Source organism: Azospirillum sp. B4 (assembly GCF_000333275.1).
Taxonomy (GTDB): domain Bacteria; phylum Pseudomonadota; class Alphaproteobacteria; order Azospirillales; family Azospirillaceae; genus Nitrospirillum.
In genome coordinates this window covers 18,419-31,648 of the sequence record NZ_BACU01000588.1, presented here as the reverse complement: position 1 = coordinate 31,648, position 13,230 = coordinate 18,419, and the positions used below count along the sequence as shown (strand labels likewise).

The window sequence follows — 13,230 nt, the reverse complement described above, 5'->3', positions numbered from 1 at the left end:
ACATTGTAGTCGCACTCCGCCTACTCACGCTGGTTGCTGATGCGGTTGGTTTCCAGCTGCAGCTCGGTGTCGTGCAGGCGGTTGATCTGTTCCATCACCTGCGCCTCGCGCGAGATGATGTCCAACTGCAACTGGGTGTTGGACAGCTCCACCATGGGCTGGCCGGCGGTCACCTTCTGGCCCACCTCCACCAGCTTCTTCTCCACCCGGCCGCCCTCGACGCTGTCGAGGTAGACGCTGTTCAGCGGTTCCACGGCACCCCGCACCGGGATGAAATCCTCGAACGTGCCCTCGGCGACCTTGGCCACGGTCAGGCGGGATTCCGCCACCCGTACCGTCTGGCCCCCCTGGGTTTGCAGCATGACCGTGGCGGCGCCCACCAGGGCGACCAGGGCGGCACCGGCGGCCCACAGCCGCTTGTCCCGACGGGCACGGTGCGCCAGGCCCTTCCAGCCCTTTGGCCTTTCCACACGGCGGTCCATGCCGGCGCCCATCCCGCCGGTGCCGGCCGAGCCCGGCCCGGCCGCCTTGACGACGTGCATGCCGGCCGTGGCCGCCCCCTCGGCGGAACCCGGCGCGCCCATCAGGCCAGCCCCCCAAGGCAGCGGATGGCCACCACCAGCACCGCCCCCACCAGCCAGAAATCCGGATTGACCGAGACCAGCGCATCTTCGATCCGCTCGATCACCGAGGGACCGCGTTCGGCATCTTGCCTGTCCACCAGGACATCGTTCCGGACCATTCCAAACCCCGTTTCCATCATTCGGGCGGGACCACCGAAGGGCACCCCCGCCGGGCGTCCCTCACGAACGAACGCCCCGCAGCCCTGTTGGCAAGGGGTGTGCCAGACCCACGTTTTGTTAAATATCAATAATTTACCATAATCAGCGCCGCGTCCGTTTGCGGACAGTGTCCGCATGCGGACACCCCGGGACATGCGGGAACCGTGCACTTCCAGGGTTCAACCGGCCCGGCCGCCGCCGTCACCGGGACCTGTGCGCCTTGATCCAGGTCAAGGCCCGCCTTTCGCGGGCGGAGGAAAAGAGGCCATCGTCATCCGAGGTCTCCCTCCATGCCCGCCCTTTCCCCCTCCGCCCCGTCCGTCCCCCCCGCCGGGATGGTGCCGCCCTTCGCCACCGCAAGCCGGGCGGATGGCGTCCTGAACCTGGCCGGCCTGCGTGCCGCCGTCCCGGCGCAGGCCCCCTTCCCCCACATGGTGATGACGGGCTTCATCGGGCCTGACGTCGCCGCCGCCGCCCGCCGCGACTTTCCGGACAGCCCCCACGGCGGCCTGGTCCCCGCCCCGTCCCGCGCCGAGCTGGAGCGGGGGGACCTGGATGGCTTCACCCGTTTGCTGGCGGCCCTGACGGCGCCGGAAACGACGCAGGCCTTCGCCGGCACCTTCAACCTGGACCTCGACCCCGAGGCGCTGATGGTGACGGTGCGCAGCCGCTGCGTCCCCAAGGACGGGCGCATCCACACCGACAGCGTGACCAAGCGCCTGACGGCCCTGCTGTACCTGAACGAGGAGTGGACGGCGCCAGGCGGCCGCCTGCGCCTGCTGCGCACCGCCGACGACATGGACGACATGCTGGCTGAGGTCCTGCCCGTGGACGGCACACTGGTGGTGTTCCGCCGCACCGACAACTCCTTCCACGGCCACAAGCCCCATGACGGCGAGCGCCGCTACATCATGCTGAACTGGATGGTGGATGCCGGCACCGCCCGGCGGGAAACCCTGCGCCACGGCGTGACCGCCGGTCTGAAGCGCCTTGGCAGCGCCTTCTCCGGCAAGGGGGACAAGTGATGACCGCGCCCGTGCTGGCCGACCCGGCCCTCGCCTTCGATCCCCAGGCGCTGGACGCCGCCACCGGCCGCCATGTGCGCGGCAGCCTGGAGGCGGGCGAGCGGGACGACCATCCCTACCGCCACTGGTACCTGGGCGACGTCTTCCCGCCCGTGGTCGCGGAAGCCCTGTCCAGCCTGCCCTTCGCGGCACCGGAGATCGATGACACCCTGGGCCGGCGGGAGACGCACAACTCGACCCGCACCTTCCTGGCGGCCGAGAACCAGGCCATGTATCCGGTGTGCGGCGCCGTGGCCGCGGCCTTCCAGGCGCCGGAGACGGTAGCCACGATCACCCGCCAGTTCGGCGTCGATCTCAGCGGTTCCTCCCTGCGCATCGAATACTGCCTGGACCGGGAAGGCTTCTGGCTGGAATCGCACACCGACATCGGCGCCAAACTGTTCACCATGCTGGTCTACCTCAGCACCGGGCCGGACGCGGAAAAACTGGGCACAGACATCATGGACGGGCCGAATGGCGGCCATGTCGGCCGCGCCTCCGGCCGTTTCAACACCGGCCTGGTGTTCATCCCGGGCACCGACACCTGGCATGGCTTCGCCCGCCGGCCTTTCCGTGGCATCCGCCGCACCATCATCATCAACTATGTGAAGCCGGAATGGCGGGCCCGCCACGAACTGGCCTTCCCGGAACAACCGGTCTGATCAACCGATCCGGCCAACCGGCCTGGCCAACCGATCTGGCAAATGGGCCTGACGAAAGGGGTATGCGCTACCACCGCCACCTCCATTGGAGATTGCGCAAGCTCGCCCATATGATCGAACCAGGTGCGGGCTGAGGTGCCAAGGGCGGTCGTGACGGTCAATCCCGATATCCAGGCGTCATCGTGGACGGCGGGCGGCATGGCCCCCCGTCCTGACCGCATCCCGTCGACCATGGCGGCCCTGCGACTGCAGATGCTGGCCGCGGTGCTGATCCCCCTGGCCCTGCTGGTGGCGGCCGGCCTGGAAAGCCGGCGGGAAATCATGGCCGACGCCAGCGACCGCGTGGAACGCATCGCCGCCGCGGTGGATGAGCATACCCAGAAGGTCATCGAAAGCGACCGGCTGGTCCTGGACCGGGTGCGGGACCTCCTGGCCCCCGCCTGGACGCGGAGCGTCCAGGGGCGCCCCGACGCCCCACCCTCGGCCAGCGTCGGCGCGGACGGCCTGCGCGCCGCCCTGGCCGGCGTGGTCGCGGACATCCCGCAGATCCAGAATCTGTGGCTTTGGGACGCCACGGGCCAGCCCCTGGCCGCCAGCCGGCACCATCCAGCGGCGCGGCCCAACATCGCCGACAGCCCCGCCTACGGCCCGCTGCGCGCCGGCCAGACGGAACTGCTGATCCCCCCCGCCGACAGCCGGGTGGAGGGCGACCCGCGCGTCTTCAGCCTGGCCCACCGCCTGAGCCGCCCGGATGGCGGCCTGGCCGGCATCGCCACCGTCACCATGTCCCTGGGCTACTTCGACGATTTCTACCGGCGGGTGACGCGGGACGACCCGGCCACGGTGGTCATGCTGGTCAGCCGCGACGGCACGGTCATGGCCGGCCGGCCGGTGGTGGATGACGGCGCCAAGACGGACCCCGCCTGCCCCGGCGCGCGCGCCAGTTGGCGCCTGTCGCCGCTGGATGGGCGGGAGCGGCTGACCGCCTGCCGGCTGGTGGCCAACGCGCCACTGGCGGTGATGGTGGGCGTGGACCGCGCCCAGCTGGACGCACTGTGGCATCGCCGCCTGGGCTTGCTGGCCCTGCTGGCCGTGCCGGTCATGGGGATCCTGTGCGCCACCACGGCGCTGGCCATGCGCCGCGCCGGCCGGGAACGATTGGCGGCCCAGGCCCTGCGCGCGGCCGAGGCCCGGCGGGAACATGCGGAGAACGCGCTGCTACGCACCCAGCGGCTGCAGGCGCTGGACCAGATCACCGGCGGCGTCATCCATGACTTCGCCAACCTGCTGATGACGATGCGCAGCGGGGCGGAGATTCTGCGTCGCCGCCCCCATACCGAACCGCAGCGCGAGATCATCGACGCCATGCTGCAGGCCATATCCTGGGGCGAGCGGCTGACCCACAACCTGCGCACCTTCAGCCGGCGGCCGCGCCTGCATCTGGATCTGGTACGCCTGCCCGACATGTCGGATCATCTGGCGGACCTGCTGCGACCGGCCCTGCGCGGCGACATCCGGCTGGAAACCGCCCTGCCCCCCGGCCTGTGGCCCCTGCGCATCGACCGGACGGAGTTCGAGCTGGCCCTCCTGAACATGGCGGTCAACGCCCGTGACGCCATGCCCCGGGGCGGCGTGCTGCGCCTGGCCGCGGCCAACGTGCATATCGACCCCGCCAGCCGGGAGAGCGACCGCACGGGCGGCCTGATGGGCGCCTTCGTCCGCCTGACGGTCAGCGACACCGGCACCGGCATTGCCGCCGACATCCTGAACCGCGTCTTCGACCCTTTCTTCACCACCAAGCAGGACGGTCAGTCCACCGGCCTGGGCCTGGCCCAGGTGCAAGGCCTAGCCCGCCAATCCGGCGGTGCCGTCGTGGCCGAGAGCCTGGCCGGGCCCGATGGGCCCGCGTCCCCCACCGGCACCACCATCACCCTGTACCTGCCCCGGGCGGAGGAGGACGGCACGCAGGAGGACACCCCGGCGACGGCCAGCGCGGACGTCGAGGCCACGGGAAATGGCCGGCACATCCTGATGGTGGAGGACAACCCGGCGGTGGCCAGGGTGATCCAAGGCATGCTGGAGGAGATGGGATTCCGCGTGCTGCCGGCGGCCACGGCCGACGCCGCGCAGTCGCTGCTGATGGAGCGGCCCGACATCTCGCTGGTCCTGAGCGACATCGTGCTGCCCGGTGGCCGCACCGGCCTGGAACTGGCCCAGGCCGTGCGCCATTTGTACCCCGGACTGCCCATCCTGCTGGTCAGCGGCTATGGCGATCGGGTGGCGGAGGCCGAGGGCCTGGGCTTCATCATCGTGGCCAAGCCCCTGGACTCCCAGCACTTGCGCCTGGCCCTGCACCGCTGTCTGACACCATCGGGAACGGCCTGACGGGCACGTGTTGTCACGCTGGGTTTTCCCAAACGCATCTGGCTGCTATATCTTGGGGGCAGACCAGCCGTCGGCGATGTGATGCCGGCGCGAATGGAGGACGGGTGTGACCAGACACGAGGAACGGGTTTTCCGCTCCGCCAAGCCGAAAACGGACCTGGCGACCTTGCGCAATCAGTTGCAGCGCCTGAAGGGCGACCTGGAACAATATCTGGCGCGCAACCGCAGCAGCCCGATGATCGCCCCCCTGAAGGAGCGTATCCGCGAACTGGAAGGCACCATCGCCGCCGCCGAGGAGCGCAGCGCGCGTCCGCGCTCCTCCGGCTGGACCGGTTCCATCGACGGCGCCGCCGCCCAGCGGGCCGAGGCCCCGCCGCGCAGCCACGGCGGCCCCGCCGGCGGGGATCGCTTCCCGCCCCGGCGGCGCGCGGCGACCGGCCCGGCTGGCGACGGCGACAGCGACGAGTAAGGCCGACAGGCAGGCGGGGCCGGGTGACAGCCGTCGGCCCCGCTGGCTTTTCGGGCCGTCGTTTCAGGCCGGTGGCTTAGGTGTATCCTTGGGCGCGCCGTCCTTTTCCCCATCCTTGGGTGGTGGCACGGCGATGATCTCCCGCACCGGCACCCGCAGGTGCAGCGGTTCCCCGATGATCTCGATATCCATGGGGGAGCAGATCCAGTCCGACCCGCCGGGCTTGGTCACGATGGCCAGGCGCAGTCGGGTGGATAGGTCGGGCTGGGGCATGAACAGCTTCAGGTCATAGCGCTTGTTGACGCCCACCCGGATGCGCACGGTATAGGGATCGATGCTGTCCCAGCCGTCGATGTCGCGGGTGAAGAAGCACGCCGGCTCCTGCGCCTTGGTCTTCTCCGCCGGCTTGGCATCCGCCGAGGCCGTATCGGTGGGTGTGGTGGTCTGGCAGCCGGCCAGCATCCCCGTCCCCACCATCGCCAGCATCATCGCCGCGGCGTAGCGCTTGGTCATCGCCCATACTCCCAAATATCCCAGGGTTCCGCCCTGGAAGAGGGCCCGCCCATCCCCCTTATACGGGGCACACCCGCGCCGACCCGCTTGCGACAAAAATTCTATCCTGCCGCCGGGGCCGGGTGTACTTTCCCTAGTGGTTCGGGTGTGCCGGCATGACTAAAGCCGCAACCCCTTGGAACGTTCCGGCGGTCATGCGGGCCGCCGGACAGGAGACGATGATACATGGCGATCCGGGTACGTGAAGATTACCGGGGTCTGACGGGGCCGGAAAAAGCCGCCGTGCTGATGCTGGCGCTGGGCGAGGAACACGCCAGCCGCCTGTTCGCCCTGATGGCGGAAGACGAGATCAAGGAACTGTCGCAGACCATGGCCAACCTGGGCTCGGTCAGTTCCAACATCGTCGAGCGCCTGTTCGTCGAGTTCGCGGAACAGATCAGCTCCACCGGCTCCCTGGTGGGTACCTTCGACAGCACCGAACGCCTGCTGATGAAGGTGCTGCCCAAGGAGAAGGTCGACACCATCATGGAGGAGATCCGCGGTCCCGCGGGTCGCACCATGTGGGACAAGCTGGCCAACGTGAACGAGCAAGTGCTGGCCAACTACCTGAAGAACGAATACCCGCAGACCGTCGCCGTCATCCTGACCAAGATCAAGGCCGACCATGCCGGCCGCGTGTTGCAGTTGCTGCCCGAAAGCTTCGCCATGGAAGTCATCATGCGCATGCTGCGCATGGAGTCGGTGCAGAAGGAGGTGGTGGACGACATCGAGCGCACGCTGCGCACCGAGTTCATGTCCAACCTGGCCCGCACCAACCGCCGCGACGCGCACGAGATGATGGCGGAAATCTTCAACAGCCTGGACCGCAGCACGGAAAGCCGCTTCATCGCCGCCCTGGAGGAACGCAACCGCGACAGCGCGGAGCGCATCCGCGCCCTGATGTTCACCTTCGAGGATCTGGGCAAGCTGGACCCGTCGGGCGTGCAGTCGCTGCTGCGCTCGGTCGACAAGTCCAAGCTGGCCACCGCGCTGAAGGGGGCGTCGGAAACGCTGAAGGACCTGTTCTTCACCAACATGTCGGAACGCGCCGCCAAGATCATGCGCGAGGACATGGCCGCCATGGGCCCCGTCCGCCTGCGCGACGTGGACGAGGCGCAGATGTACATGGTGCAGCTGGCCAAGGACATGGCCGCCCGCGGCGAGATCGTCATCGCCTCCGGCAAGGGCGACGACGAGCTGGTGTATTAGAGCGGAACGCGATCACCTGTGACCGCACCTCGCTAAAGGGTGTGACCAGGGCCACGGCGTGACGGTTCCGGCCGGCGCATGGTGATTCCCCGTCCTGCCTGCCGGAAAGCCTGCCGCATGTCCAAGCGCCTCTCCATCGACTTCGTCTCCGACGTTTCCTGCCCCTGGTGTGCCATCGGGCTGAAGGGCCTGCAGGCGGCGCTGGCGCGGCTGGAAGGCGTGGTGGAAGTCGACATCCATTTCCAGCCCTTCGAACTGAACCCCCAGATGGGGCCAGAGGGTGAGGATCTGGAAGAGCACATCAGCCGCAAATACGGCGCGGCACCGGAACAGATGGCCCAGACGCGGGAGGTGATCCGCGCCCGCGCGGCGGCCGTGGGCTTCACCATGGCTGTCGACAAGCGCCGCCGCATCCACAACACCTTCAACGCCCACCGCCTGCTGCACTGGGCCGGCGAGGTGGATCAGGCGCGGCAACTGGCGTTGAAGCTGGCCTTGTTCGAGGCCTACTTCACCCGGGGTGAAGACCCGTCCGACACCGATGTCCTGCTGGCCGCCGTGGCCCAGGCCGGCCTGGATGCCGAGGAGGCCCGGACCATCCTGGCCGGCGATCGGTATGCCGCCGAGACGCGCGGGGCGGAACAGCTGTGGCAGTCGCGTGGCATCCAGTCGGTGCCCGCCGCGATCGTCAACGGCCGCTATCTCATCTCCGGCGGACAGCCGCCGGAGGCCTATGAGAACGCCCTGAAAAAGATCGCCACCTCCTGACCAGCCAAGTCAGCGGGCGGGCTGCATTCCCCGCTTCTCGAACCAATGCTGGGCATAGGGATTGTCGTTGTACGGCGGAATCTCAGCATACCCGTTGCGCGCGTAGAGCTTGCGCGCCTCAGTGAGGGTGCCGTTGGTGTCCAGTTGCAGGACGTCCACGCCGGCGGCGACCGCGTGTTCCTCCAGCGCCCGCAGCAGGCGCTGGGCGACACCCAGGCCGCGCACGGACGGCGCCACCCACATGCGCTTGATTTCCCCGTAGCCATTCCCTTTGATTTTAAGCGCCCCGCAGCCCACGGCCGCGCCGTCCAGCCGCGCGAGGAGGAACCAGCCTGAAGGCGGCACGAGTTCGCCAGGCTCCGCCGGGGCGCTGCGCGACGGATCGAAACCGGTGTCGAACCGCGCCGCCAACTCCTGGAAATAGGCCTGGAGGCAGGCTTGGACCTCGTCACTGAATGGGTCGGCGGGCTCGATCACCACCGCCGACACCCGCAGGAAGCGCTCCACCTCCGCCATCGCGTCCAGCAGGCGTTGGCGCTGCGACGGGCCCAGCGGCTCCAGAAGCGCGGCCGCCCGGTCCCGCGAACGCTGGTCCAGCATGTCCCATTCCCGCCGCCCCTTGGGCGTCAGGGCGACGCGCCGCACCCGGGCGTCCCGCGTGTCGGTCTGGGTGGTCGTCAGCTTTTCCGCCTCGAAGGCGCGCAACAGACGGCTGAGATAGCCCGAGTCCAGGCCCAGGCGGGCGCGCAACTCGCGCACCGTCGTACCGTCACGGCCGATCTCGAACAGCAGGCGGGCCTCCCCCAGCGGGCGGCCGCTGCCCAGGTAGTTGCCGTCCAGCACACCGATGCGGTGGGTGACCGCCCGGTTGAAGCGGCGCACGCGGGAGAGCTGATCGTTGTCCATATCTCTGACTTTAGTCAGGTAATATTCGGGCGTCAATCATCCCCGCCGGATAACAAACGGCCCGGTAGGTTTCCCACCGGGCCGGTACGCTTTAAAAGCCTGCCCCTTACCAGGCGCAGGTTACTCACCCGCCGCCTTCGGCCGTCTTATTCACCCGCCGCCTTCGGCGGCTGGGCAAACTGGATCAGGTAATTGGCGTAGTCGGCGACCTTCAGCTTGAAGTCCAGGCTTTCGTTGCCGGCCATGGCGCGGGCCACGATCAGGTGGTTGCCCACCGTGGTGGGGGTCAGCTTATAGATGCCGGCAGCCCCCTTCAGGCGGGGGTAATAATTCGGATCGACCGGCTTTTCCTTGGCGGACAGGCGCTGCAGCGCCTCCTCCTCCGTCCAGTCGCCCACCTCCACCTTCTTCACCAGGGTCCAGTCCTTTTCCGCCGCCCAGCCGGCAGCCAGCGCAGCGGCCACGGCCTCGGCGCCCCCCTCCACCACCCCCACCTTGAAGATGTTCTTGGGCAGGCCGACATCGGACGCCCATTTCGACAGGTTGGCGCTGCGGGCGACGAACAGGGTGGCCATGATGGAAAACCGGTTTGCTGTGGACAGGGAATTCCCCAGGTCTACCCCAGGGCAGGACCCGTGACCAGCCGTAGCCGCCGGAATTCACCGATACAGGGCACGGAAGCGGATGCAAGGCCGCGAACATCTCGGTATGGTGGGGCCGCAAACGTCGGGGGCGGCGCCCAAGTAGAGTCGCATATCGTTATTGAAAGCGCCGCCGCATCAGGCGCATCCGCACTGAAATTCTGCGAAAGAGTCGGGCGATCATCCATGTCGGCACTTTACCGGTCCCGTTTACACCGCGTCCTGCGCGCAACCCTGCCTGCCCTGGCCGGTGCGCTGCTGCTGTCAACCGGCGCGCTCGCCTCCTTCCGCTTGATCCCGATAGAAATGGATATGGAGCCCAGCGGGCGCGGCGCCACCCAGATCTTCCGGGTGGAAAATGATGGCAAGGACCCGGTGGCCATCGACGTCAAGGTCATGGCCCGCAACATGGACCAGGACGGCCAGGACATCCTGACGGAGGCGGAGGACAGCTTTGCCATCGTGCCCGAACAGATCATTCTGCAGCCGGGCGAGAACCAGTCCATCCGTGTGCAATGGTCCGGTGATCCGAAGCCGGCCAAGGAACTGCCCTTCCGCCTGGTGGCGGAGCAGCTGCCCATCGACCTGGGCCCGGCCCCCGTTCAGGGCGGCCAGGTGAAGTTGCTGGTGAAGTACGTGGCCTCGCTCTACGTCGTGCCGGAGGGCGCCAAGCCCAAGCTGACCGTGGTGTCCGCAGCACCCAAGCCCGCCACGGCACCCGCCACAGGCACCGTGATGGAGGTGGTGGTGCGCAATGACGGGACTTCGCGCCAGGTCATGCGCGACCTGGAGCTGACCGCCCAGGTCAACGGCAAGACCGTCACCCTGCGCAAGGAGCAGTTGACCGGCATGGTGGGCGAAAACGTCCTTGCCGGGGTCACCCGCCGTTTCCATATCCCCTGGCCGGCGGACCTTCCCCAAGGCCCCGCCACGGTGACCCTGTCGGTGCCCTGACCAGGCGCCTTGAGACGAGGACGGCGTTGCGCCTGTCGCGCCTGAATACCGGTATCCGCCTGGACAACGGTACCCATTTTGCCAACCGCCCCGGCCGCCTGCGCCGGGGCGCGTTCGTCTGCGCCCTGCTGTCGGCCTTGGCGACCCTGACCCTGGGGGCACCTGGAGTGGCGCGCGCCCAGTCGGCGCCACCCGCTGGCACCAATACCGACGCCCTGTTCGAAAAGGCTTTCGGCAAGAAGAAGAAGGCGGAAAAGGCCACCACGCTGGATCTGCCGGTGAAGGTGGAGGGGCGGGAGATGGGGCAGATACCCGCCAAGGTGGCACCCGACCCCGCCGACACCCAGGTGGACCTGGGTCGCCTGGCCCTGCTGCTGCGCGACTTCGTCCAGGCCAAGGCCCTGGGCGACCTGACGTCCCAGGCGGGCACCGACGGCTATGCCAAGATCAGCGCGCTGTCCCAGAACGGTCCGGGTGGCGGCATCACCATGACCCTGGATCCCAAGGAACTGACGCTGTCGGTCAAGGTGCCGCCGCAGCTGCGCGCCGTGCGCAACCTGACGGTGGTGAACCGCGCCAACGCCGCCAACGGCTATCAGGTGCTGGACCCGGCCGACGCCGCCGCCTACGTCAACCTGCGCACCGCCCAGGTCTTCCTGGCGCAGCCCGCCACCGACAGCGGCAACTACCGCCAGCCCCTGAACCTGGGCCTGGACGGGGGCGGCAATATCGACGGCTGGTCCTTCGAATGGGAGGGTGAGTACCAGGAGCAGTACGGCCACCATTTCATGCGCGGCCCCGCCCGGCTGATCCGCGATTTCCCTGAGGACGCGGTGCGCCTGCAGGCCGGCGACCTGAACTATTCCATCACCGGCATCCAGACCAACCGGCCCCTGACCGGCCTGTCCATCGCCCGCAACTACACCCTGCAGCCCTACCGCGCCATCCAGCCCACGGGCAGCCGCGACTTCGTCCTGGATTCACCCTCGACAGTGGAGGTGTTGGTGAACGGCCGCCCCACCCGCACGTTCCGGGAGGACGCGGGCCCCGTCAACCTGTCCGACTTCCCCGGCACCTCGGGCACCAACGACGTGCAGGTGCGCATCACCGACGCGTTCGGCCGCGTCCAGACCATCGACTTCCCGTTCTTTTTCGATTCCGAACTGCTGGCCGCCGGCGTGTCGGAGTTCAACTACACGGTGGGCGTCCCCTACACCACCGGCACCGACCGCCTGACCTATGATCGCGGCCGCCCCACCTTCTCCGCCTATCACCGCCAGGGCATCACCGACGACCTGACCCTGGGCGCCAGCCTGCAGGCGGACAAAAGCCAGCAGATCATCGGGACGGAAGTGCTGTTCGTCACCGGCCTGGGCACCATCGGCTTGAACCCAGGCGCCAGTTTCGGTGCCTCACGCGGGGCGTCGATGGACGTGACCTACCGCAACTATACGAATGACGAGCAATTCTACCAGCAGCGCACCCTGACGGCCCAGGGCAGCTGGCGGTCCGGCGGCTATGCCAGCCTGGGCACGACGGATCCCCGCAACACCGTGTCCTACGACGTGTCCGCCCGCTATGGCCAGCCGCTGGACGAGGATCTCACCGCCACGCTGAGCGGTCGCTATCAGCTGGTGCGCGATCCCAGCCAGATCGATGGCTATTCCGTGGACCTGGGCTTCCGCCGCCGCTTCGGCCGCCACGCCACCCTGGAACTGACGCTGAGCCGGGCGCGCAACACCGTGACGCGGGAGGCGGACAACAGCGCCTACATGGCGTTCCGCTACACCTTCGGCGACGGCGTGCAATCCGCCGGCTTCACCATGGACACGCTCAGCCGCCAGCGGGAGATCGACTGGCGCTACCAGGACCCTTGGCCCACCAATTCCTGGAACCTGGACGTGGACGCCACCAACACCACCGGTACCTACCAGGCCAACGCCGCCGTCGGCTACACCATGGACCGGTTCGAAGCGTCGGTGCGCCACGACTACAGCCAGCGCCTGTCCACCATCAACGGGCCGCTGCAGAACGACGAGCGCACCACCCTGAACTTCGCCACCGGCCTGGTCTTCGCCGATGGCCATGTCGGCGTCACCCGGCCGGTGACCAACAGCTTCGCCCTGGTGGTGCCCCACCCCCGCATCGCGGACGAACAGATCGGCGTGGATCCCGTCACCGGCCATTACCTGTCGTCCAGTGACTGGCTGGGCCCGCCGGTGGTGCCCAACATCTCGGCCTACCTGGTGCGGCCGCTGCTGCTGGACGTGCCGGACGCGCCCATGGGCTACGACATCGGCAACGACCGGCCGGCGGTGGTGCCGGGCAACCACACCGGCACCCTGGTACCCATCGGCACCGACGCCACCGTGTCGCTGGACGGCGTGCTGCTGGACCCCGACGGCAAGCCGGTGCCACTGGCCGCCGGCATGCTGGTCCGCGCGGACGGCAAGGGCACGAAGGCCGTCAACGCCAAGGACCCCAAATCCGGCCTGGAGGTGCAGTTCTTCACCAACCGCAAGGGCCGCTTCCGCGTGGAAAGCGTGCGCCCCGGCGAATGGCTGATGCAGTTGACCGGCGTGCCGCACAAGCCCATCCCCGTCACCGTTCCGCGTGAGGCGGAAGGCCTGCTGCCCCTGGGGACGCTGAAGCTGGAGGCCCTGCCTGGCAAGACCATCACCCTGGCGCCCAAGACGGCCGAAGGGGCGAGGCCATGAGGATAGGGTCGCGCACCACCGCGCCGAGGCGGGCGGCCGAGGAACGGTTCTTGCTTGACCGGAAGCCTTCACCCGGCGGCCTCCGCCGCCGGGCCCATTCCCCTGACCGGGTGCGCCCCGG

General features: G+C 68.5%; 13 protein-coding genes. 8 read left to right on the top strand and 5 right to left on the bottom strand.

Translation table 11 applies throughout. From position 1 onward, the window contains the following. Positions 1-20: 20 nt before the first annotated feature. Together I55_RS26650 and I55_RS37400 are read right to left on the bottom strand one after the other, a co-directional pair. Positions 21-584 carry a hypothetical protein gene (locus tag I55_RS26650; protein ID WP_049974527.1) on the bottom strand — a complete coding sequence of 188 codons (564 nt, stop codon included), beginning with the start codon at positions 582-584 and terminating at the stop codon, positions 21-23. Continuing rightward, positions 584-742, bottom strand: coding sequence for a hypothetical protein (locus I55_RS37400; protein ID WP_159107283.1), 159 nt, complete (start codon positions 740-742; stop codon positions 584-586). The genes I55_RS26650 and I55_RS37400 overlap by 1 nt, the downstream gene beginning before the upstream one ends. 330 nt (positions 743-1,072) lie before the next feature. On the opposite strand from I55_RS37400, the gene I55_RS26645 reads away from it, so the two are divergent. The 4 genes from I55_RS26645 to I55_RS26630 all read left to right on the top strand — a co-directional run bounded on the left by I55_RS26645 (position 1,073) and on the right by I55_RS26630 (position 5,362). Further along, entirely contained in the window at positions 1,073-1,807 is a 735-nt protein-coding gene (locus I55_RS26645; RefSeq protein ID WP_252181334.1) for a 2OG-Fe(II) oxygenase, read from the top strand. Continuing rightward, complete coding sequence (locus I55_RS26640) at positions 1,807-2,508, top strand: 2OG-Fe(II) oxygenase (RefSeq protein WP_252181333.1); 702 nt, start codon at positions 1,807-1,809, stop codon at positions 2,506-2,508. Before I55_RS26645 ends, I55_RS26640 begins: the two co-directional genes overlap by 1 nt. Positions 2,509-2,706: 198 nt before the next feature. Then, entirely contained in the window at positions 2,707-4,893 is a 2,187-nt protein-coding gene (locus I55_RS26635; RefSeq protein ID WP_148293984.1) for a hybrid sensor histidine kinase/response regulator, read from the top strand. A 106-nt stretch (positions 4,894-4,999) separates the two neighbouring features. Further along, complete coding sequence (locus I55_RS26630; protein ID WP_044563752.1) at positions 5,000-5,362, top strand: hypothetical protein; 363 nt, start codon at positions 5,000-5,002, stop codon at positions 5,360-5,362. A 63-nt stretch (positions 5,363-5,425) separates the two neighbouring features. Here I55_RS26630 and I55_RS26625 read toward each other — a convergent pair whose 3' ends face one another. Beyond that, positions 5,426-5,875 (bottom strand): DUF6491 family protein, encoded by a 450-nt coding sequence (locus I55_RS26625; RefSeq protein ID WP_049974526.1) that lies wholly within the window; start codon positions 5,873-5,875, stop codon positions 5,426-5,428. A 225-nt stretch (positions 5,876-6,100) separates the two neighbouring features. Between I55_RS26625 and fliG the strand changes: the two genes are divergently transcribed. Next, positions 6,101-7,123 carry a flagellar motor switch protein FliG gene (gene fliG / locus I55_RS26620; RefSeq protein ID WP_044563751.1) on the top strand — a complete coding sequence of 341 codons (1,023 nt, stop codon included), beginning with the start codon at positions 6,101-6,103 and terminating at the stop codon, positions 7,121-7,123. Positions 7,124-7,240: 117 nt separating this feature from the next. Beyond that, positions 7,241-7,891: a DsbA family oxidoreductase gene (locus tag I55_RS26615; RefSeq protein WP_044563750.1), complete on the top strand. Its 651-nt coding sequence runs from the start codon at positions 7,241-7,243 to the stop codon at positions 7,889-7,891. A 9-nt stretch (positions 7,892-7,900) separates the two neighbouring features. Here the strand turns inward: I55_RS26615 and I55_RS26610 are convergent, their stop codons facing one another. Then, positions 7,901-8,797, bottom strand: a complete 897-nt coding sequence (locus I55_RS26610; RefSeq protein WP_044563749.1) for a helix-turn-helix domain-containing GNAT family N-acetyltransferase — start codon at positions 8,795-8,797, stop codon at positions 7,901-7,903. A 146-nt stretch (positions 8,798-8,943) separates the two neighbouring features. Then, positions 8,944-9,372 (bottom strand): hypothetical protein, encoded by a 429-nt coding sequence (locus tag I55_RS26605; RefSeq protein WP_044563748.1) that lies wholly within the window; start codon positions 9,370-9,372, stop codon positions 8,944-8,946. 372 nt (positions 9,373-9,744) lie between these two features. On the opposite strand from I55_RS26605, the gene I55_RS26600 reads away from it, so the two are divergent. Next, positions 9,745-10,392, top strand: coding sequence for a fimbria/pilus periplasmic chaperone (locus I55_RS26600; protein WP_044563759.1), 648 nt, complete (start codon positions 9,745-9,747; stop codon positions 10,390-10,392). 26 nt (positions 10,393-10,418) lie between these two features. Beyond that, positions 10,419-13,109: a fimbria/pilus outer membrane usher protein gene (locus I55_RS26595; RefSeq protein WP_252181332.1), complete on the top strand. Its 2,691-nt coding sequence runs from the start codon at positions 10,419-10,421 to the stop codon at positions 13,107-13,109. The last annotated feature ends 121 nt before the right edge of the window (positions 13,110-13,230 follow it).

What these genes read in the sequence shown, in the direction of transcription:
- I55_RS26650 (WP_049974527.1), bottom strand. Translation starts at nt 584, where the DNA reads ATGGGCGCGCCGGGTTCCGCCGAGGGGGCGGCCACGGCCGGCATGCAC.
- I55_RS37400 (WP_159107283.1), bottom strand. Translation starts at nt 742, where the DNA reads ATGGTCCGGAACGATGTCCTGGTGGACAGGCAAGATGCCGAACGCGGT.
- I55_RS26645 (WP_252181334.1), top strand. Translation starts at nt 1,073, where the DNA reads ATGCCCGCCCTTTCCCCCTCCGCCCCGTCCGTCCCCCCCGCCGGGATG.
- I55_RS26640 (WP_252181333.1), top strand. Translation starts at nt 1,807, where the DNA reads ATGACCGCGCCCGTGCTGGCCGACCCGGCCCTCGCCTTCGATCCCCAG.
- I55_RS26635 (WP_148293984.1), top strand. Translation starts at nt 2,707, where the DNA reads ATGGCCCCCCGTCCTGACCGCATCCCGTCGACCATGGCGGCCCTGCGA.
- I55_RS26625 (WP_049974526.1), bottom strand. Translation starts at nt 5,875, where the DNA reads ATGACCAAGCGCTACGCCGCGGCGATGATGCTGGCGATGGTGGGGACG.
- fliG (WP_044563751.1), top strand. Translation starts at nt 6,101, where the DNA reads ATGGCGATCCGGGTACGTGAAGATTACCGGGGTCTGACGGGGCCGGAA.
- I55_RS26615 (WP_044563750.1), top strand. Translation starts at nt 7,241, where the DNA reads ATGTCCAAGCGCCTCTCCATCGACTTCGTCTCCGACGTTTCCTGCCCC.
- I55_RS26610 (WP_044563749.1), bottom strand. Translation starts at nt 8,797, where the DNA reads ATGGACAACGATCAGCTCTCCCGCGTGCGCCGCTTCAACCGGGCGGTC.
- I55_RS26605 (WP_044563748.1), bottom strand. Translation starts at nt 9,372, where the DNA reads ATGGCCACCCTGTTCGTCGCCCGCAGCGCCAACCTGTCGAAATGGGCG.
- I55_RS26600 (WP_044563759.1), top strand. Translation starts at nt 9,745, where the DNA reads ATGGATATGGAGCCCAGCGGGCGCGGCGCCACCCAGATCTTCCGGGTG.